Genomic DNA, 20738 nt, shown 5'->3' on the forward strand with positions numbered 1-20738 from the left:
AAATGCGGGCTCATTATAACGGGTTGCGAAACGCATATGAGCAGCACCTGGCATATTCTCGGCGCAGGTAGCCTGGGCAGCCTGTGGGCTGGTCGCCTGGCACGCGCGGGCAAGGCAGTGCGCCTGATCCTGCGCGACGAGCAACGGCTGCAGTCCTACCAGCAAGCCGGCGGCCTGACCGTGGTCGAACAGGACCAGCCCCGCCACTACGCCGTCCCCGCCGAAACCGCACAGGCGCAGGGCCCCATCCACCGCCTGCTGGTGGCCTGCAAGGCCTACGATGCAGCCCCGGCCATTGCCGGGGTAGCGACACGTCTGGCAGAGGGTGCCGACGTACTGTTGCTGCAGAATGGCCTGGGCAGCCAGGACGAAGTGGCCGACCTGGTGCCCCACGCACGCTGCATCTTCGTCTCCAGCACCGAAGGGGCTTTCCGCGAGGGCGATTGGCAGGTGCGCTTTGCCGGCCATGGCTTCAACTGGCTGGGCGACCCGCGTAACCCGACAATCCCAGCCTGGTTCGATGACCTGCACGAAGCCGGCATACCCGCTGAATGGACCGTGGACATCCTCACCCGCCTGTGGCGCAAGTTGGCGCTCAACTGCGCCATCAACCCACTGACCGTGCTGCACGACTGCCAGAACGGCGGGCTGCTGGGGCACCTGGGTGAAGTGGACGCGGTGTGCATCGAACTGGCTCAGTTGTTGCGCCACTGCGGCCAACCGGAAGCTGCGGTCGAGCTGGACGAAGAAGTGCAACGGGTGATCCTCGCCACCGCAGCCAACTACTCTTCCATGTACCAGGACGTGCGCGCCGGCCGACGCACCGAGGTGCATTACCTGCTCGGCCATGCCTGCCGCGCAGCCGGGCGCCACGGCCTGCAGTTGCCCCAGCTGGAACGCCTGTTGCAGCGCCTGGTCGATAACTTGCGCGCGCGTGGCTTGCCCTGCGACTGATGCGGCCCCTTCAACCGGATACGGACATTGCCTAACCCATGACCTTGCGCCAACGCCTGGAAAACCTCCCGGTCGGACAGAAGCTGCTGGCAGCCCTGCTGGTATTGCTGGTGACCATCCTGCTGGTGGCCAACCTCACGTTCATCAGCGCTGCCTACTGGATCACCCAGGAAAGCATGGCGCCGCAGGCACTGCAGACCATCGGCCGGCTGGTGGCCAACCCGCAGCTGGCTGCACGCGCTGGCGACACCCCGGAAACCGCCAATGCCCTGCTCCAGGAGCTGGACAGCTACACGCCTTTGCGCGCCGCAGCCGTCTACGGTGGCGACGGCCGCCTGCTGGCGCAATTGCAGCATGGCGATCCGTTGACCCTGCCCAAGCGCTTTCGCAACATCGACGGCTGGCGCCTGATGGAGTTCCGCAGCACCCAGCTGATCCGCATCCCGCGCGACGCCAACCCGCCGGCGCACCTGCTGCTGGTGGCCAGCAGCGAGCTGCCCACTGCCTTCTACACCGGCACTCTCAGCGCCAGCCTGGGCATCCTGGTGTTCAGCATCCTGCTGTGGATCGTTATCGCCCGGCAGATCAAACGCCTGATCACCCAGCCAATCAACCAGCTTGAAGAGCTCAGCCGCCAGGTCACCCGAGAAGAGAGCTACGCTTTGCGCGCCCGGCGCGGTAACGACGATGAAATCGGCAGCCTGGCCGAGGCCTTCAACACCATGCTGTCGCGCATTGAGGCCCGCGAGCAGCAACTCAAGCGTGCCCGCGACGAATTTCAGGACGCCTATGACCAGGCTCAAGGCCTGGCCGAGGAAACCCGTCACTCCAATCGCAAGCTTGAACTGGAGGTCCAGGTACGCAGCAAGATCGAGAAAAAGCTCACCGGATTTCAGAACTACCTCAACAGCATCATCGACTCGATGCCCTCGGCGCTGATCGCCCTCGACGAACAGCTTTATGTGACCCAGTGGAACCAAGAAGCCACGGTGCTTTCCGGCACGCCACTGGACGAAGCGCTCAACCAGCCGGTATTCATCGCCTTCGAGCCGCTCAAGCCATTCTTGCCGCAGCTGAAGGATACGGTGGAAAAGCATCGGGTGGCGAAGATCGAGCGGGTCACCTGGCCCAAGGGCGACGACCTTCGCCACTACGCCCTGACCTTCTATCCGCTGACCGGTGGTGGCGGGCGCGGCGTGGTCATCCGTATCGACGACATCACCCAGCGCCTGTCACTGGAAGAGATGATGGTGCAATCGGAGAAAATGCTTTCGGTCGGCGGCCTGGCGGCCGGTATGGCGCACGAAATCAACAACCCGCTGGGCGCCATCTTGCACAACGTGCAGAACATCCGCCGACGCCTGTCACCGGAGCTGCCACGCAACCAGGAACAAGCCGAAGAGCAGGGCATCGACCTGGCGACGGTCAACCGCTACCTGGTCAGCCGCGAAGTGCCGCAATTGCTCGACGGCATCCAGCAGGCCGGCGCACGGGCGGCGAAAATTGTCACCCATATGCTGAGCTTCAGCCGCCGCAGCAACCGCCAACTGGCACCTTGCGACTTGCCGGCGCTGATTGACCAGGCGATGGAAATTGCCAGCAACGACTTTGACCTGACCATCGGCTTCGACTTCAAGGGCCAAGCCATCGTGCGCCAGTTCGACGCGGACCTTGGGCCAGTGCCATGTACCGCCAACGAACTGGAACAGGTACTGCTCAATCTGCTGAAAAACGCGGCCCAGGCTATTCATGTGCGCCCGCAGCCAAGTGAACCTGGGCGCATTACCCTGCGCACCCGGCTGAACCCGCCATGGGCAGAAATCCAGGTCGAGGACAATGGGGTCGGCATGCCCGAGGCGGTGCGTAAACGCACCTTCGAACCATTCTTCACTACGAAAGAAATCGGCCAAGGTACCGGGCTGGGCTTGTCGGTTTCGTACTTCATCATCACCAATAACCACAAGGGGCAGATGGAAGTGCAGTCCACGCCCGGCCAGGGCACCTGCTTTACCCTGCGCCTGCCCCTCGGCCAACCGGCGGCGCCGGCCAACACGGAGAAATGACATGGGCTACCGCCTGTCGAAGATTTACACCCGCACCGGCGACAAGGGCGAAACCGGCTTGGGCGATGGCCGCCGGGTACCCAAGGACCACCCGCGGATCGAGGCGATTGGCGAGGTCGACAGCCTGAACAGCCAGTTGGGTGTGCTGCTGGCTGGGCTGGCGGAGCAAGGCCTGGATGAGGTAAGCGCCGTGCTGGCGCCGTGTCAGCACCGCTTGTTCGACCTTGGGGGGGAGCTGGCAATGCCGAGTTACCAGGCGCTGAACCTGGCGGAGGTCGAGCGGCTGGAGGCGGCTATCGATGTGTGGAATGAAGAGCTGGGGCCGTTGAAGAACTTCATCTTGCCCAGTGGTTCGGCGCTGGTGGCGCAGGCGCATGTGTGCCGGTGCCTGGCGCGTAGTGCGGAGCGGCGGTGCCAGCAGTTGAATGCGGTGGAGCCGTTGGAGGGGGTTGGGCTGGCGTATATCAACCGGCTTTCGGATCTGCTGTTCGTGGCGGCGCGGATCATTGGGCGGCGGCAGGGGGTGGCTGAGGTTCTGTGGCAGCCTGCCGAGAAACCGAAAGGCTGAAATTTACGCTATTCCCTGTGGGAGCGGGTTTACCCGCGAAGAATCCAACGCGGTGTATGGCACCGGCTGCGCCGGTGTTCGCGGGTGAACCCGCTCCCACAGGGGCCCAATTGACTCAAATTTCAGGCCAGAACGCCCTGATCCCGGCCACACCTTGTGCACCGGCTTCCCAAGCTTGCTCGCGCTCACCCGGCCCTACCCCACCCAGCAGGTAAACCGGCTTGTTGAACCCAGCAATCAACCGCTGCACCTCATCCCACCCCAACGGCACCGCCTCGGGGTGAGTCTGGGTCGCCTGCACCGGCGACAAGGTGACAAAGTCCACGTCCATCTGCTCCGCCAGCGCCAGCTCCTCGGCGCTGTGGCAGGATGCCGCCAGCCAGCGCTCCTTGGGGAACGGCCTGCCCTTGGCCGCGTACTTGCGCAGCTGCGCAGCCGTCAGGTGCCAACCCGCCGAGGGGAAGTCACCCAACCACTCCAGCGGCCCCTTGAGCATCAGCTGTGCCTTGCCCGCACACAGCCCGACCGCATCCACCGCCACGTCGCGGTATTTGGGGTCGTACATGTCCGGGGCGCGCAGCTGGATCAGGCGAATGCCGTTGGCCACGGCTTTCTGGATGCCCTTGAGCATCTGCGGTACTTCCAGGCCATCCGGGGTAATCAGGTATTGGTCCGGCAGGCGCGCAGCAGCAACGATCGGCTTGTTGGCCTCTGGGAATTCGTATTGCGACAGGTCGCGCGGGGCTACCCACTCCAGCGGCTGCCCTTCGGCGCCATGGGGATCGCCGGTAAACGCGTCGACTTCGCGCACATCCAGCAGCACCTGTTTGTCCGGGTAGTCATGGCTGACCTTGATCAGCGCACGCGAGCGGGTCACCTCGATGCCCAGTTCCTCACGCAGCTCACGGGCCAGCGCCGCTTCAACGCTTTCGCCCGCTTCTACCTTGCCACCCGGAAACTCCCACAGGCCTCCCTGGTGCTGGGTATCCGCCCGACGTGCGATCAGAATACGGCCGTCATTGCCGCGAATAACGGCCGCTACCACATGAATCCGCTTCACCCTTCACACTCCGCCAGGCCGGCCTGCTGCCAGGCTTTGAAGGCCGGCCACTGATGAATGGTCTCGATGTAGGCGGCCGCCTCTGCCGGCACCTCCACACGGTAGGTGCGCAAGCGCACGGCCACTGGGGCGAAGAAGGCATCGGCCAGGCTCGGCCTGCCGAACAGGAACGGGCCGCTGTCCTTGGCCACCACGCGGCATTCGGACCACAGCGCAACGATACGGTCGATATCGACCTGCACGTCCAGCGGCACATCGTCCAGGGCCTTGTCACGCGAGAGGTCGAAAGGCATGGCGCCACGCAGCGCGAAGAAGCCGCTGTGCATCTGCGCGCAGGCTGAACGGGCTTGGGCGCGGGCGGCTACGTCGGCAGGCCACAGCTGCGCTTCGGGGTGCTGTTCGTTGAGGTATTCGCCAATCGCCAGAGAGTCGGCGATCACGCCATGCTCGGTTTTGAGCAGCGGTACCTTGCCAGTGGCGGAGAACGCGAGGATGCGCTGACGGGTATCAGGCTGGTTGAGCTTGATCAGGGTTTCTTCGTAGGGCGCGCCAGCCAGCTCGAGTGCCAAGGCGCCACGCAGCGACCAGGAGGAATACAGCTTGTCGCCGATGATCAGGTGATAGCTCATGGTTCGGCTCCATTCGTTTGGAAATGTTGGGGCCGCGATGCGGCCCCATTTGGATCAGGTACGGTACTCGGCGTTGATCTTCACATACTCGTGGGAAAGGTCGGTGGTCCAGATGGTTTCGCTGCACGCACCACGGCCCAACTCGATACGGATGGTGATCTCTTCCTGGGCCATCACTGCCGAACCTTGCGCTTCGGTGTAGCTTGGGCTGCGGCCGCCTTGGCTGGCGATGCACACGCTGTCCAGGTACACGTCGATCAGGCTCACGTCCAGCTCAGGCACGCCCGCACGGCCAACGGCGGCAAGGATACGGCCCCAGTTCGGGTCGGAGGCGAACAGTGCGGTCTTGATCAGCGGCGAGTGAGCCACGGCGTAGCCGACGTCCAGGCACTCCTGATGGTTGCCGCCACCGTTGACCTGCACGGTCACGAACTTGGTAGCGCCTTCGCCGTCACGGACGATGGCCTGAGCCACTTCCATGCACACGTCGAACACGGCCTTTTTCAGCGCTTCGAACAGCGCGCCACTGGCTTCGGTCACTTCCGGCAGATTGGCCTTGCCGGTAGCGATCAGCATGCAGCAGTCGTTGGTCGAAGTGTCGCCATCGATGGTGATGCGGTTGAACGACTTGTTGGCGCCGTCCAGCATCAGGTCCTTGAGCACTGCCGGCGCGACTTTGGCGTCGGTCGCGATGTAGCCGAGCATGGTGGCCATGTTCGGACGGATCATGCCGGCACCCTTGCTGATGCCGGTGACGGTAACGGTCACGCCATCGTGCTGGAACTGGCGGCTGGCGCCCTTGGGCAGGGTGTCAGTGGTCATGATGCCGGTGGCGGCTTCAGCCCAGTGGTTTTCCGACAGGTTATCGAGGGCGGCCTGCAGCGCGCCTTCGATTTTCTCGACTGGCAACGGCTCGCCGATCACGCCGGTGGAGAACGGCAGTACCGACTCGGCCGGCACGCCAGCCAGCTCGGCCAGCTTGGCGCAGGTACGCTCGGCAGCAGCCAGGCCTGGCGCGCCGGTACCGGCGTTGGCATTACCGGTGTTGGTCAGCAAGTAGCGCACGGTGCCCTGTACACGCTGCTTGGACAGGATCACCGGCGCTGCGCAGAAGGCGTTGAGGGTGAACACGCCAGCCACGCTGGAGCCTTCGGCACAGCGCATGACCACCACATCCTTGCGCCCCGGGCGCTTGATGCCGGCAGAAGCGATGCCGAGTTCAAAACCCGGAACCGGGTGCAGGGTGGGCAAAGGACCAAGACCAACAGCCATTAGAGCGCTCCTAGAAAAACGGTGAAATGATGATGGAAGAGCGGGGCCGCTTCGCGCCCCATTCGCGGCACAAGGCCGCTCCCACAAGGGCATCGCAGCCTTGGATGCGGCGCGGTCCCTGTGGGAGCGGCCTTGTGCCGCGAATGGGCCGCACGGCGGCCCCGGATTTGTCACGTTACTGCGAGTGGATCAGATCACTCGATCTGGCCGTGGCAATGCTTGAACTTCTTGCCCGAACCGCACCAGCACGGTTCATTGCGGCCCAGCTTCTGGTCGTTGCGCACTGGCGCTGCGGCGACCGCCACTTCGTCGCCCTCCTCGCTCAGTTGCTCGCTGTCCAGACCCGGTGCAGCGGCATGCTGGAACTGCATGCGGCTAGCCAGTTCCTCGGCCTCGCGGCGCAGGCGGGCTTCTTCTTCGACCGGGTCTTCGCGGCGGACCTGAACGTGCGACAGCACGCGGATGGTGTCGCGCTTGATCGACTCGAGCAGTTCCTGGAACAGGGCGAACGACTCGCGCTTGTACTCCTGCTTCGGGTTCTTCTGCGCATAGCCGCGCAGGTGAATACCGTGACGCAGGTGGTCCATGGTCGACAGGTGGTCTTTCCACAGGTCGTCCAGCACGCGCAGCAGGATCTGCTTCTCGAAGGTACGCAGGGCGTCGATACCGGCCTGATCTTCCTTCTCGGTGTAGGCAGTGGTGATCTCGCTCAGCAGCTTCTCGCGCAGGGTCTCTTCGTAGAGGTGATCGTCCTCGTCGAGCCACTGCTGGATCGGCAGCTTCATGGCGAAATCGCTGGCCAGCGATGCTTCCAGGCCGGCCACGTCCCACTGCTCGGGCAGCGACTGCGGCGGAATGTGCTGGCTGATGGTAGCGTCCAGCACTTCCTTGCGGAATTCGACGATGGTGTCGCCGATGTTCTCGGCAGCCAGCAGGCTGTTGCGCATGTGGTAGATCACCTTGCGCTGCTCGTTGGCCACGTCGTCGTATTCGAGCAATTGCTTACGGATGTCGAAGTTGCGGCCTTCGACCTTGCGCTGGGCCTTCTCGATGGCGTTGGTGACCATGCGGTGTTCAATGGCCTCGCCCGACTGCATGCCCAGTGCCTTCATGAAGTTCTTCACCCGGTCAGAGGCAAAGATACGCATCAGGCTGTCTTCCAGCGACAGGTAGAAGCGGCTGGAGCCCGGGTCACCCTGACGACCCGAACGACCACGCAGCTGGTTGTCGATACGGCGCGATTCGTGGCGCTCGGAAGCGATCACATGCAGGCCACCGGCTTCGATCACCTGCTGGTGACGCTTCTGCCAGTCTGCCTTGATCTGGGCGATCTGCTCGGCGGTCGGGTTTTCCAGGGCCGCCACTTCGGCTTCCCAGTTACCCCCCAAGAGAATGTCGGTACCACGGCCAGCCATGTTGGTGGCGATGGTCAGCGCACCCGGGGCACCGGCTTGCGCGATGATCTCGGCTTCCTTCTCGTGGTACTTGGCGTTGAGTACCTTGTGGTCGATGCCTTCCTTCTTGAGCAGGTTCGACATGTGCTCGGAGGTTTCGATCGTCGCGGTACCCACCAGGATCGGCCGGCCCTGCGTCATGCTTTCCTTGATGTCGGCGATGATCGCCGCGTATTTCTCGTCGGCGGTCAGGTACACCAGGTCGTTGAAGTCTTTACGCGCCAGTGGCTTGTTCGGCGGGATGACCATCACGTTGAGGGCGTAGATCGACTGGAACTCGAACGCTTCGGTGTCAGCGGTACCGGTCATGCCGGACAGCTTGGTGTACAGGCGGAAGTAGTTCTGGAAGGTGGTCGAAGCCAGGGTCTGGCTCTCGGCCTGGATGTTCAGGTTTTCTTTCGCCTCGATGGCCTGGTGCAGGCCCTCGGACAGGCGACGGCCTGGCATGGTGCGGCCGGTGTGCTCGTCGATCAGCAGGACCTGGCCGTCCTGGACGATGTACTCGATGTTGCGGTGGAACAGTTTGTGCGCGCGCAGGCCAGCGTAAACGTGGGTCAGCAGGCCCAGGTTATGCGCCGAGTACAGGCTCTCGCCCTCGGCCAGCAGGCCGGCCTGGGTGAGCATTTCCTCGATGTACTGGTGACCGGCTTCGTTCAGCTCGACCTGGCGGCTCTTCTCGTCAATGGTGAAGTGGCCTTCCTGGGTGACCTGGCCTTCCACTTCCTCGATGTGCTGCGTCAGGCGCGGGATCAGGCGGTTGATCTCGATGTACAGCTTGGAGCTGTCCTCGGCCTGGCCAGAGATGATCAGCGGGGTACGCGCTTCGTCGATGAGGATGGAGTCGACTTCGTCGATCACGGCGAAATTCAGTTCACGCTGGAACTTCTCTTCCTGGCTGAACGCCATGTTGTCGCGCAGGTAGTCGAAACCGAATTCGTTGTTGGTGCCGTAGGTAATGTCGGACGCATAGGCGGCGCGCTTTTCTTCCGGCGGCTGGAAGGCCGATACGATACCGACCGACAGGCCGAGGAATTCGTACAGCGGGCGCATCCAGTTGGCGTCACGGCGGGCCAGGTAGTCGTTGACGGTGACCACATGCACGCCCTTGCCGGACAGTGCGTTGAGGTACACGGCCAGGGTACCGACCAAGGTCTTGCCTTCACCGGTGCGCATTTCTGCGATCATACCCTCGTGCAGGGTCATGCCACCGATCAACTGCACGTCGAAGTGGCGCATGCCCATCACGCGTTTGCCGGCCTCACGGGCCACGGCGAAGGCTTCAGGCAGCAATTGGTCCAGTGTCTCGCCTTTGGCCAAACGCTCCTTGAACGCTGCGGTCTTGCCCCGCAGTTGATCGTCGGAGAGGGCCACCATCTTCTCTTCGAAGGCATTGACGATACTCACCGTCTTGAGCATGCGTTTCACTTCACGCTCGTTCTTGCTTCCAAAAAGTTTTTTTAACAAAGGCGCAAACATATTGGCAGGATCTTCCACACGAAGGGATGGAGGGCGGCCCCATGAGTCGCCCGTGCAGCCCTCAGGCCGCATGCGAACGAGCATTCTACCCGGAAACGATGGTGAAGAAAGTGGTGGATTTCCACGATGCTATTACAGCGTTTTGGCGGGGCCTTGGTTTAGATAGGGGCATTTTCCCTGAGTTCAAGGCTTGGCAACATGAAAGGTATCGAGAATGAGTCGTATCTTTTGTTGCCCACGAAGAGGCCGGCACGGGTAACAGAGATGTTAGACTGCTGACCATGTAACCTCACATGTACCCCATGGCCTACAAACCCTCCCCCGCCCAGCCACCCTCGGCACTGCTGCGCCAGGTGCGCCCGCTGCGCCTGCTGCTGAACCAGGCCGAGCGCCTGGAACACCTGCAACGCCTGCTGGAAAGCCAGCTGCAGCCGGCTGCCCGCGAGCACTGCCATGTCGCGTCATGGCGCGATGGCACCTTGTTGCTGGTGGTCACCGACGGTCATTGGGCAACTCGCCTGCGCTACCAGCAGAAGCGCCTGCTGGCGGCATTACAGGCCATGGAAGCATTCGGCAACCTCAGGCGCATCCTGTACAAGGTCCAGCCACCGCTGGTGCCAGCCAAGCGAGGCGGCCACGCTGCAGAGTTGTCGAGCAGCGCCGCCGAGAGCCTGCGCGACACCGCCGAGGGCATCACCGACCCCAAGTTGCGTGCAGCGCTGGAACGGTTGGCCGCCCACGCCAACGGCAAGCCATAAAAAAGGCCACCCGAAGGTGGCCTTGATGACAACACTAGAGAGAGTGTTCGAACTTACACGGCCGCAACAGGGCGCATGTACGAGATCGGTGCCGTGCTGGCATCTTCGAAAGTGACCACTTCCCAGGCATCGGTTTCGGCAATCAGCTTGCGCAGCAGCTGGTTGTTCAGCGCGTGGCCGGACTTGTAGCCCTTGAACTCGCCGATCAGGCTGTTGCCCAGCAGGTAAAGGTCGCCAATCGCGTCGAGGATCTTGTGCTTGACGAATTCGTCATCGGAACGAAGGCCGTCTTCGTTGAGCACACCGGTCTCGTCGACCACGATGGCGTTCTCGACACTGCCGCCCAGCGCAAGGTTGTGCTTGCGCAGGTACTCGATGTCACGCATGAAGCCGAACGTGCGGGCGCGGCTGACTTCCTTCACGAACGAGGTGCTGGAAAAGTCGACGACTGCACTCTGGGTCTGGCCCTTGAGGACCGGGTGATCGAAGTCGATCTCGAAGCTCACCTTGAACCCTTCGAAAGGCAGGAACGTGGCGCGCTTGTCGCCCTCTTCCACGGTTACCTCACGCAGGATGCGGATGAACTTCTTGGCTGCGTCCTGTTCTTCCAGGCCGGCAGACTGAATCAGGAATACAAAGGGACCGGCGCTGCCATCCATGATCGGCACTTCCGAGGCGGAGAGCTCGACGTAGGCGTTATCGATGCCCAGACCCGCCATGGCGGAAAGCAGGTGCTCGACCGTATCGACCTTGACGTCACCGTTGACCAGCGTCGTCGACATGGTTGTCTCGCCGACGTTGGCCGCGCGCGCAGGAATTTCGACCACAGGGTCGAGATCGGCGCGGCGGAAGACGATGCCGGTGTCAACAGGTGCAGGCTTGAGGGTCAGGTAAACCTTCTCCCCGGAGTGCAGACCGACACCTGTGGCACGGATGGTATTCTTCAGGGTGCGTTGTTTAATCATGGCATTGGCCGCTTCAGCGCAAATTGCGAACAGGTATCAACAAAGGCTGGGGATGATAACAGACCCAACCTTTGATGAATACCAATCACCCTTATACCCCTGATAAATTCCATTAATCAGCCTGACGACGCAGGAATGCCGGGATATCGAGGTAGTCCAGGTCATCCTGAGGGTTCAGTTTAGCGGCTGCGGCAGCACCTGCATGCGCCTGGTTGCGCATGACGGTCGGGCGCTCCAGGTCACGGTAGTTGACTGCTGGCTGCTCCTGACGAACCGGTGCAGGGTTGGACGCTTCGTACGCCTGCTGGGCGGTCTGCAGGGTGTTGTCCACCACCTTGACCGGCTTCTCGATGCGCGCGCCCAGGCCAGTGGCCACAACGGTCACATGCAGTTCGTCGCGCATGTCCGGGTCGATCACGGTGCCGACCTTGACCATGGCCTGATCAGAGGCGAAGGCTTCGATGATGCTACCCACGTCGGAGTATTCACCCAGCGACAGGTCAGGACCTGCGGTGATGTTCACCAGGATGCCGCGAGCACCTTGCAGGTTGACGTCTTCCAGCAGCGGATTGCGGATGGCGGCTTCGGTGGCTTCACGCGCACGGTTCGGGCCGCTGGCGCAGCCAGTACCCATCATCGCCATGCCCATTTCGCCCATCACGGTGCGCACGTCGGCAAAGTCGACGTTGATCATGCCCGGGCGCTTGATGATGTCGGAGATACCGCGAACGGCACCGGCCAGTACATCGTCGGCCTTGGCAAAAGCAGACAGCAGGCTCGCATCCTTGCCCAGGATGGTCAGCAGTTTCTCGTTGGGAATGGTGATCAACGAGTCGACGCTTTCAGCCAGCATGCGGATGCCTTCATCGGCAATCTGCATACGTTTGCGGCCTTCGAACGGGAACGGACGCGTCACCACGGCTACGGTGAGGATGCCCATTTCCTTGGCCACTTCGGCAATGATTGGCGCTGCACCGGTACCGGTACCGCCACCCATGCCAGTGGTGATGAACACCATGTTGGTGCCCTGCAGCACTTCAGCGATGCGCTCACGGTCTTCCAGCGCGGCCTGACGGCCGACTTCCGGATTGGCACCGGCACCCAGGCCCTTGGTCACGCCAGTGCCCAATTGCAGGATGGTACGCGCACCGATGTTTTTCAGCGCTTGAGCATCCGTGTTGGCGCAGATGAATTCGACGCCTTCGATGCTGCTCTTGACCATGTGGTTGACGGCGTTGCCGCCACCACCACCAACGCCGATCACCTTGATGACCGGACTTTGCGGGACGTTGTCTACGAGCTCGAACATTTTCCCTCTCCTTACAGTTCTCTAGTTGTTGCGCCTACCACTACTGCTTTGAAACTTAGAAGTTGCCCTGGACCCATTTCTTGAAGCGCTCAAGCACTGGGGCCTTCGGTTCATCGCCATAGCTGTTGTTGCTGCTGTTGCTGTTACCGGTCAGGACCATGTCCTCGGACTGCTTCAGCAGACCGTAGGTGAGCAAGCCCACGCCGGTGGAATAGATCGGGTTGCGAACCACGTCGCTCAGCCCCCGAACGCTGTGCGGTACGCCCAGGCGTACCGGCATGTGGAAGATTTCCTCGGCCAGTTCCACGGCACCCTCCATCTTCGCGGTGCCGCCGGTGAGGACGATGCCGGCTGGCACCAGGTCCTCGTAGCCGCTGCGACGCAGCTCGGCCTGGATCAGGGTGAAGAGCTCGTCGTAACGTGGCTCCACCACCTCGGCCAGGGCCTGGCGCGACAGCTCGCGCGGTGGGCGGTCGCCCACGCTCGGCACCTTGATGGTCTCGCCGGCGCCGGCCAGTTTGGCCAGGGCGCAGGCGTAGCGGATCTTGATTTCTTCGGCGTACTGGGTGGGGGTACGCAGGGCCATGGCGATGTCGTTGGTCACCTGGTCGCCGGCAATCGGGATGACCGCGGTGTGACGGATGGCGCCTTCAGTGAAGATGGCGATGTCGGTGGTGCCACCACCGATGTCCACCAGGCACACGCCCAGCTCTTTTTCGTCGTCGGTCAGCACCGAGTAGGCCGAGGCCAGCTGCTCGAGGATGATGTCGTCGATTTCCAGGCCGCAGCGGCGTACGCACTTCTCGATGTTCTGCGCAGCATTAACGGCGCAGGTGACCACATGAACCTTGGCTTCCAGACGTACGCCCGACATGCCCAGTGGCTCGCGCACGCCTTCCTGGTTGTCGATCACATAGTCCTGCGGCAGGGTGTGCAGCACACGCTGGTCAGCTGGAATCGCCACAGCCTGGGCGGCGTCGAGTACGCGCTCCAGGTCAGCCAGGCTGACCTCACGGTCGCGGATGGCGACGATGCCGTGGGAGTTCAGGCTGCGGATGTGATTACCGGCCACCCCAACGAAGGCCGAGTGGATACGGCAGCCGGCCATCAACTGCGCTTCTTCCACGGCGCGTTGGATCGACTGCACGGTGGACTCGATGTTCACCACCACGCCCTTCTTCAGGCCGCGAGACGGATGGGTGCCGATCCCGACGATTTCCAGGGTGCCGTCTTCGCCCACTTCGCCCACCAGCGCCACCACCTTGGAGGTGCCAATGTCCAGCCCGACGATCATTTTGCCGCTATGCGCGTTTGCCATGGTCCTGCCTCTCTCTAATTCTTCGCAACGGCGGGTTGGGCCGTCGTCGGTGCAATCGGTTCCCGCCAGCCAACGGCAAGTCCGTTGGAATAACGCAGATCAATGCGGGCGATAGTGGTGATCTGGTCTTTGAGTGTCTTGTCGTAAATGGCAATGAAACGGCGCATCTTCTCCACCAGATGGTCGCGCCCCAACAGCAGCTCGATGCCTGGCCCGGCGCTGCTCGCACCGGTGGTCAGGAACCAGCTGCCTCGCTCGCGCAGCTCCAGGCGAGCGATGGAAAAGCCCATGGGGCGCAGCATCTGGCTCAATACCTGATACTGCTGCATGACTTGTTGCTGAGCACGCTGCGGCCCGGCCAGCTGCGGCAGGTGCTCGTAGTTGGCCAGTTCGCGAGGGGTGAACGCCTGGCCCTGGTTGTTGAGCAAGGCTTCGTCACCCCAGCGCGCTACCGGCAGCTGTTCTTCCAGGCGGATCACTACCTCGTCAGGCCACACCCGGCGCACTTCGGCGTGGGCGATCCAGGGCATCTGTTCGAGCTCCGCACGCATCGCTGGCAGGTCGACGCTGAAGAAGCTCGCCGCCACATAGGGCGCGATACGCTGCTGCACCGATTGCTGGCTGATGTAGCTGAGGTCGCCTTGCACGTCGATCTTGGTGATCGGCCGGTCGGCGTACGGCATCAGGCGAATGGCGCCCTCGTAGGCACCAAATCCGGCCGCCACCAGCAGCACCGGCCACAGCAAGCGCTTGAGGCCACCCAGGCTTGGCCGCGGCAGGCGCGCCGATACGGGCTCGTCGGCCACCAGCCGGCTGGCACCACGCGGCACCGGCTTGCTACGGCCGGTAACGGGTTGCTGCTGACGTATCATCGCGCCTTGCATGGTTGTTAACCTCGCGTCGTCACGCTTTCAGCCAGGATTGCCAGCACCAGTTGCTGGAAGTCCAGGCCTGCCGCGCGGGCCGCCATGGGCACCAGGCTATGATCAGTCATGCCGGGTGCGGTGTTGACTTCGAGCAGCCAGAACCGGCCCTGCTCGTCCTGCATCACGTCCAGACGCCCCCAGCCTTCAATGCCAATGGCATCACAGGCGCGTGCGGTCAGGTCGATCAGTTCCTGTTCCTTGACGCTATCCAGGCCGCACGGGATGCGGTACTGGGTATCGTTGGCGATGTACTTGGCGTCGTAGTCGTAGAACACATGCGGCGTACCCAAGGCGATCGGCGGCAGCACCTGGCCGCGCAAGACCGCGATGGTGAACTCCGGGCCGTGGATCCACTGCTCCACCAGTACCTGGGAATCGTATTTGGCGGCGTCCTGCCAGGCGGCGACCAGTTCCTGGGCGCTGTTCACCTTGGCCATGCCGATGCTAGAGCCTTCATGGGCGGGTTTGACGATAAGCGGGAAGCCCAGTTCCGTACTGGCCAACAAACAATCGCTTTCGCTCGCCAATACTGCGTGGCGCGGGGTCGGAATGCCCAGGCTTTGCCACACCTGCTTGGTGCGCAGCTTGTCCATGGCCAGTGCCGAGGCAAGGATGCCGCTGCCGGTGTAGGGAATGCCCAGGCACTCCAGCAGGCCTTGCATGCTGCCGTCTTCACCGCCACGGCCGTGCAGGATGATGAACGCGCGGTCGATCTTCTCGCGTTGCAGGCGGTCGAGCAGGTCATCACCCACGTCAATGGCGACCACGTCGACACCAGCAGTGGTCAGGGCATCGATCACCGCAGCACCGGACTTCAGCGACACTTCACGCTCGGCACTTTTGCCGCCGTACAACACCGCGACGCGGCCGAACGCCTTGACGTCCAGGGTCGAGTGCAGTTTTTCGTAGGCGCTGGTCATTTCGACTTCTCCTGCTTGGCGCCAGCGAACAGCGGGCTTTTCATCAATTGCGGGGCCAGGCCGCCGACATCACCGGCACCCTGGCAGATCAGGATGTCGCCAGCACGCAGCAGTGGTTTCACCAACGGTGCCAGCTCGGCGCCACGTTCGATGTAGATCGGGTCCAGCTTGCCGCGCTGGCGGATGCTGTGGCACAGCTGGCGGCTGTCGGCACCGGGGATCGGCTCTTCGCCGGCCGGGTAAACTTCCATCAGCAGGAGCACGTTGGCATCGCCCAGCACCTGGACGAAATCGTCGTACAGGTCACGGGTGCGGCTGTACCGGTGCGGCTGGTAGACGATCACCAGGCGGCGGCTTGGCCAACCACCGCGCACGGCCTTGATCACCGCTGCCACTTCGGTCGGGTGGTGACCATAGTCGTCGACCAGCATCACGCTGCCGCCTTCGACTGGCAGTTCGCCGTACACCTGGAAGCGTCGACCGACACCCTGGAAGCCGGACAGGCCCTGGATGATGGCCTCGTCGGTGATGCCTTCGTCAGTGGCGATGGCGATGGTGGCCAACGCGTTGAGCACGTTGTGGTTGCCGGGCATGTTTACCGACACCTCAAGCGGCTCGCGATCGCGGCGCAGCACGGTGAAGTGGGTCTGCATGCCCTGCTGGCGCACGTTGATGGCGCGGATGTCGGCCTCTTCGCTGAAGCCATAGGTCACGGTCGGGCGCTTCACTTGCGGCAGAATCTCACGCACCACCGGGTCGTCCAGGCACATCACGGCCAGGCCATAGAACGGCAGGTTGTGCAGGAACTCGACGAAGGTTTTCTTCAGTTTGTTGAAGTCACCTTCGTAGGTCGCCATGTGGTCGGCGTCGATGTTGGTGACCACGGCCACCATCGGCTGCAGGTGCAGGAAGCTGGCGTCGCTCTCGTCCGCTTCGGCGATCAGGTAGCGGCTGGTACCCAGCTGGGCATTGGTGCCGGCAGCAGTCAGACGACCCCCAATCACAAAGGTCGGGTCCAGACCGCCGGCAGCGAACACCGAGGCCAGCAGGCTGGTGGTGGTGGTCTTGCCGTGGGTACCGGCAACCGCCACGCCATGACGGTAGCGCATCAGCTCGGCGAGCATCTCGGCACGCGGCACCACCGGAATGCGTCGCTCAAGGGCGGTGGCAACTTCCGGGTTGGCCGGGTTGATGGCACTGGACACCACCAGCACATCGGCGGTAGCGGCGTTTTCGGCGCGGTGGCCGACGAAGATCTCGGCACCGAACGATTCCAGGCGCTCGGTCACCGGCGAAGCTTTCAGGTCCGAACCGGACACTTCATAGCCCAGGTTCAGCAGCACTTCGGCAATGCCGCACATGCCCACACCGCCGATACCGACGAAGTGAATACGGCGGATACGGCCCATTTTCGGCTGGGGCATGGCTTTCTGGCTCTCAACCATGGGCCACCTCCAGGCAAATATCGACCACGGTGCTGGTTGCGGCAGGTTTGGCCAGGCGCCGTGCGGTGCCTGCCATGATGTTGAGTTTCTCGGGTTGCATCAGCACCTCGTTCAGGCGTTCAGCGAGCTGCGCTGCGCCAGTTGTCGCTTGTGGCATCAGGAAGGCAGCGCCTTCGTGGGCCAGATATTGGGCGTTGTGGGTCTGGTGGTCGTCGATGGCGTGGGGCAAAGGCACCAGCATCGAAGGCAGGCCTGCTGCCGCCAGCTCGCTGACGGTCAGGGCACCGGCCCGGCACACCACCATGTCGGCCCAGCCATAGGCTTGGGCCATGTCCTTGATGAAGGGCTCTACCTGAGCCTCGACGCCCGCCTCGTGATAACGCTCGGCGGTGATCGGAGCATGTTGCTTGCCAGCCTGGTGGAACACCTCTGGCCGCAGCGCGGCGGGTACTTCGGACAGGGCCTTAGGCAACAATTTGTTCAATGGTTCCGCACCCAGGCTGCCGCCGAGCACCAACAAGTGTGCACGGCGCTCGGCCAGGGGTGCGCGTTGCGCGTCCATGAACAGCTCCGGGCGCACCGGGTTGCCGGTGGTGCGACGTTTGTCGCTGGCCTCGAAGGTGTTCGGGAACGCTTCGCAGACCCGCGCCGAGAGTGGCACCAGCAGCCGATTGGCGGTACCGGCCCGGGCATTCTGTTCATGGATCACCAGCGGCACGCCGCACAACCGCGCAGCCAAACCGCCAGGGCCGGTCACATAGCCGCCAAAGCCCAGTACGCATACCGGCTTGAGCTGGCGAACGATGCGCCGAGCCTGCAGCACGGCCTTGACCAGGGTGAACGGCGCCTTGAGCAGCGACAGTTTGCTTTTGCCGCGAAGACCGCTGACCTGAATCAGGTGCAGGGGCAAGCCAGCCTGTGGCACCAGCTCGTTTTCGATGCCACGCGGGGTGCCCAGCCAGTGAACGCTGTAACCGCGCGCCTGGAACTCTCGGGCGCAGGCCAGGGCCGGGAACACATGCCCCCCGGTGCCGCCAGCCATGATCAGTACGTTTTTGCCGTCAGCGGCCATGACTGGTCTCCTCGGCAAAATCGCTTTCGCTGAATTCGTGTTCCTCGCTCCCCAGGTGCGTGCGACTTTCCCACTCGATACGCAGCAACAAGCCCACGCAGGCGCAGCAAATCACCAGCGAGCTGCCCCCGTAACTGAGGAACGGCAAGGTCAGGCCTTTGGTCGGCAGCAAGCCGACGTTCACGCCGATGTTGATCAGGAACTGGCCAATCCACAGGAAGGCCAGGCCAAAGGCCACATAAGCGGCAAAGAACTGCTTGGCTTTCTCGGCCCACAGGCCGATGTACAGGGCACGCACGGTCACGAATACGAACAGCGCGATAGTGACCAGCGAGCCGACGACGCCCAGTTCTTCGGCCAATACCGAGAACACGAAGTCGGTGTGCGCTTCGGGCAGGTAGAACTGCTTCTGCACGCTGTTGCCCAAGCCAACGCCCAGCCACTCGCCACGACCGAAGGCAATCAGTGCCTGGGTCAGCTGGTAGCCAGAACCGAACTGGTCGGACCACGGATCGGTAAAGGTAATAAGCCGCGCCATCCGGTACGGCTGAGCCTGTACCAGCACGAACACCGCCAGCACCGCCAACACCACCATCAGGCTGAAGCGGAACAGCCCCACCCCGCCAAGGAACAGCATGGCCGCCGCCGCCCCCATCATCACCACGGTGGCGCCGAAGTCCGGCTCCATCAGCAGCAAGGCCGCCATGGGCAGCAGCACAATGAACGGCTTGAAGAAGCCCATCCAGGTTTCGCGCACCTCGGTCTGCCGGCGTACCAGGTAACCGGCCAGGTAGACGACCACGAACACCTTGGCGATTTCCGAAGGCTGCACGTTGAAGAAGCTGAACCCGATCCAGCGCATCGAACCGTTCACTTCACGGCCGATACCCGGCACCAGCACCAGCACCAGCAGGCCGAAGGCGCCCAGCAGCATCATGAAGCCCATGCGCTGCCAGGTAGCGATCGGCACCAGCATGGTCGCGCCACAGGCAACCAGGCCGAGGGACACATACACCAGGTGGCGGAACATGTGGTAAAGCGGGTTACCCGACTGCACCGCGGCCACTTCCGAGGACGCCGAGGTGATCATCACCAGGCCCAAGCCCAGCAACGCCAGGCAGCCGGCCAGCATCGGAAAGTCCAGGTCGATGCCTCGGCCACTGATAAGCGGCGACGGGTAGGGCTTGAAGATGCCGAAGATCATGCAAGACCTCCCGCTGCCTGGGCGAACAAGCGCCCGCGCTCTTCAAAGTTCTTGAACATGTCGAGGCTGGCGCACGCCGGCGACAGCAGCACGGCATCGCCGGCCTGGGCCAGTTCGGCACACTGCTGCACGGCGTCGTCGAGGGTCTTGACCCGCACCAGCGGCACGTCATCACCCAACGCTTCGGCCAGGCGCTCGGCATCACGGCCAAGCAAGACCACGGCGCGGCAGAAACGCTTGACGGGCTCGCGCAGCGCAGTGAATTCAGCACCTTTGCCGTCGCCACCGGCGATCAGCACCAACTTGCCTTCGATATCGGCACCCAGGCCTTCGATGGCGGCCAGGGCGGCACCGACGTTGGTGGCCTTGGAATCGTCGTACCAGTTCACGCCATTACGCTCGCGCACCCACTGGCAACGGTGGGCCAGGCCACCGAACTCGCGCAGGGCTTCGAGCATTGGCTCGAACGGCAGGCCTGCGGCATGCCCCAGGGCCAATGCAGCCAAGGCGTTGCTCTGGTTATGGGCACCACGAATCTTCAGTTCACGCGCGGGCATCAGCGCCTGGAACTCGAATGCCAGGTATTTCTCGCCGTCCACTTCACGCAGGCCGAAGGCTTTGAAATCCGGCTGGTTAAGGCCGAAGGTCCAGCATGGCTGGCCTTCCACCGGCAGCGGCCGGCTTAGAGCGTCCTGGCGGTTGACCACTACCTGCCGAGCACCGCGGAAAATCCGGTGCTTGGCCAGGTGGTAGGCCGGCAGGCCGCTGTAGCGGTCCATGTGGTCTTCACTGATGTTCAGCACGGTGGCCACTTCGGCGTTGAGCTGGTCGGTGGTTTCCAGTTGGAAACTCGACAGTTCCAGCACATACAGCTCGACGTCATCAGCCAGCAAATCCAGCGCCGGGGTACCGAGGTTGCCGCCCACCGCCACGCGTTTGCCGGCCTTGGCGGCCATTTCGCCGACCAGGGTGGTGACGGTGCTCTTGGCGTTGGAACCGCTGATGGCAATGATCGGCGCCTTGGCGTTGCGGGCGAACAGCTCGATATCGCCGGACAGCTTCACGCCACGCGCGGCGGCCTGCTGCAGGGCCGGGGTGGCCAGGGCCAGGCCGGGGCTGACGTACAGCTCGTTGGCGCGGCACAGGAAGTCCACATCCAGCTCACCACAGCGCACTTCCACCTGCGGGTAATCACGGCGCAGGGTTTCCAGTTCCGGCGGTTGCTCGCGGGTGTCGGCGACCGCAAAGGCAATGCCCCGGCTCGCCAGAAAGCGAACCAGGGACATGCCGCTCTTGCCGAGGCCGACAACGATGCGGAATTGGTCGGAAGCGATCAAAGACACGC

17 protein-coding genes are annotated in these 20738 nt (G+C 63.0%); 4 read left to right on the forward strand and 13 right to left on the reverse strand.

The genetic code is table 11. The annotated features are described in order from the left end of the window. The first annotated feature begins 36 nt into the window (after positions 1 to 36). Genes QQL85_RS15775 through QQL85_RS15785 form a run of 3 tightly spaced genes read left to right on the forward strand, consistent with a single transcriptional unit; the run spans position 37 to position 3585 of the window. A complete protein-coding gene (locus QQL85_RS15775; RefSeq protein WP_284354432.1) occupies positions 37 to 954 on the forward strand; it encodes a putative 2-dehydropantoate 2-reductase in 918 nt (305 codons plus the stop codon). 38 nt (positions 955 to 992) lie between these two features. Next, on the forward strand, positions 993 to 3017 hold the full coding sequence (locus tag QQL85_RS15780) for a sensor histidine kinase (RefSeq protein WP_284354433.1): 2025 nt from the start codon (positions 993 to 995) through the stop codon (positions 3015 to 3017). A 1-nt stretch (position 3018) separates the two neighbouring features. After that, positions 3019 to 3585 (forward strand): cob(I)yrinic acid a,c-diamide adenosyltransferase, encoded by a 567-nt coding sequence (locus QQL85_RS15785; protein ID WP_284354434.1) that lies wholly within the window; start codon positions 3019 to 3021, stop codon positions 3583 to 3585. Between the two features lie 115 nt (positions 3586 to 3700). Here the strand turns inward: QQL85_RS15785 and QQL85_RS15790 are convergent, their stop codons facing one another. From QQL85_RS15790 to secA, 4 genes are all read right to left on the reverse strand, one after another. Further along, complete coding sequence (locus tag QQL85_RS15790; protein ID WP_284354435.1) at positions 3701 to 4645, reverse strand: Nudix family hydrolase; 945 nt, start codon at positions 4643 to 4645, stop codon at positions 3701 to 3703. After that, positions 4642 to 5274, reverse strand: a complete 633-nt coding sequence (locus QQL85_RS15795; RefSeq protein ID WP_284354436.1) for a glutathione S-transferase family protein — start codon at positions 5272 to 5274, stop codon at positions 4642 to 4644. Before QQL85_RS15795 ends, QQL85_RS15790 begins: the two co-directional genes overlap by 4 nt. 54 nt (positions 5275 to 5328) lie before the next feature. Further along, a complete protein-coding gene (argJ, locus tag QQL85_RS15800; RefSeq protein WP_284354437.1) occupies positions 5329 to 6546 on the reverse strand; it encodes a bifunctional glutamate N-acetyltransferase/amino-acid acetyltransferase ArgJ in 1218 nt (405 codons plus the stop codon). Positions 6547 to 6740: 194 nt separating this feature from the next. Further along, the gene (gene secA, locus QQL85_RS15805) at positions 6741 to 9476 is read right to left on the reverse strand and encodes a preprotein translocase subunit SecA (protein ID WP_284354438.1); all 2736 of its coding nucleotides are present in this window, start codon (positions 9474 to 9476) and stop codon (positions 6741 to 6743) included. 302 nt (positions 9477 to 9778) lie between these two features. Between secA and QQL85_RS15810 the strand changes: the two genes are divergently transcribed. After that, positions 9779 to 10234: a DUF721 domain-containing protein gene (locus QQL85_RS15810; RefSeq protein WP_284354439.1), complete on the forward strand. Its 456-nt coding sequence runs from the start codon at positions 9779 to 9781 to the stop codon at positions 10232 to 10234. 53 nt (positions 10235 to 10287) lie between these two features. Here the strand turns inward: QQL85_RS15810 and lpxC are convergent, their stop codons facing one another. The 9 genes from lpxC to murD form a co-directional block, all read right to left on the reverse strand. Continuing rightward, positions 10288 to 11199 (reverse strand): UDP-3-O-acyl-N-acetylglucosamine deacetylase, encoded by a 912-nt coding sequence (gene lpxC / locus QQL85_RS15815; RefSeq protein ID WP_016713567.1) that lies wholly within the window; start codon positions 11197 to 11199, stop codon positions 10288 to 10290. Between the two features lie 112 nt (positions 11200 to 11311). After that, entirely contained in the window at positions 11312 to 12508 is a 1197-nt protein-coding gene (ftsZ, locus tag QQL85_RS15820) for a cell division protein FtsZ (RefSeq protein WP_284354440.1), read from the reverse strand. Between the two features lie 55 nt (positions 12509 to 12563). Beyond that, complete coding sequence (gene ftsA / locus QQL85_RS15825) at positions 12564 to 13826, reverse strand: cell division protein FtsA (RefSeq protein ID WP_016713566.1); 1263 nt, start codon at positions 13824 to 13826, stop codon at positions 12564 to 12566. A gap of 14 nt (positions 13827 to 13840) precedes the next feature. Then, positions 13841 to 14710 carry a cell division protein FtsQ/DivIB gene (locus QQL85_RS15830; protein ID WP_016498051.1) on the reverse strand — a complete coding sequence of 290 codons (870 nt, stop codon included), beginning with the start codon at positions 14708 to 14710 and terminating at the stop codon, positions 13841 to 13843. 5 nt (positions 14711 to 14715) lie between these two features. After that, positions 14716 to 15672 (reverse strand): D-alanine--D-alanine ligase, encoded by a 957-nt coding sequence (locus QQL85_RS15835; protein ID WP_284354441.1) that lies wholly within the window; start codon positions 15670 to 15672, stop codon positions 14716 to 14718. After that, positions 15669 to 17117 (reverse strand): UDP-N-acetylmuramate--L-alanine ligase, encoded by a 1449-nt coding sequence (gene murC / locus QQL85_RS15840; protein WP_016713564.1) that lies wholly within the window; start codon positions 17115 to 17117, stop codon positions 15669 to 15671. Before murC ends, QQL85_RS15835 begins: the two co-directional genes overlap by 4 nt. Next, the gene (gene murG / locus QQL85_RS15845) at positions 17110 to 18189 is read right to left on the reverse strand and encodes an undecaprenyldiphospho-muramoylpentapeptide beta-N-acetylglucosaminyltransferase (protein ID WP_284354442.1); all 1080 of its coding nucleotides are present in this window, start codon (positions 18187 to 18189) and stop codon (positions 17110 to 17112) included. Before murG ends, murC begins: the two co-directional genes overlap by 8 nt. After that, positions 18179 to 19393: a putative lipid II flippase FtsW gene (gene ftsW, locus QQL85_RS15850; protein ID WP_434482136.1), complete on the reverse strand. Its 1215-nt coding sequence runs from the start codon at positions 19391 to 19393 to the stop codon at positions 18179 to 18181. Before ftsW ends, murG begins: the two co-directional genes overlap by 11 nt. Beyond that, on the reverse strand, positions 19390 to 20736 hold the full coding sequence (gene murD / locus QQL85_RS15855) for a UDP-N-acetylmuramoyl-L-alanine--D-glutamate ligase (RefSeq protein ID WP_284354516.1): 1347 nt from the start codon (positions 20734 to 20736) through the stop codon (positions 19390 to 19392). Before murD ends, ftsW begins: the two co-directional genes overlap by 4 nt. Positions 20737 to 20738 lie beyond the last annotated feature (2 nt).

Source organism: Pseudomonas putida, assembly GCF_030159595.1.
GTDB classification, from domain to species: domain Bacteria; phylum Pseudomonadota; class Gammaproteobacteria; order Pseudomonadales; family Pseudomonadaceae; genus Aquipseudomonas; species Aquipseudomonas putida_AC.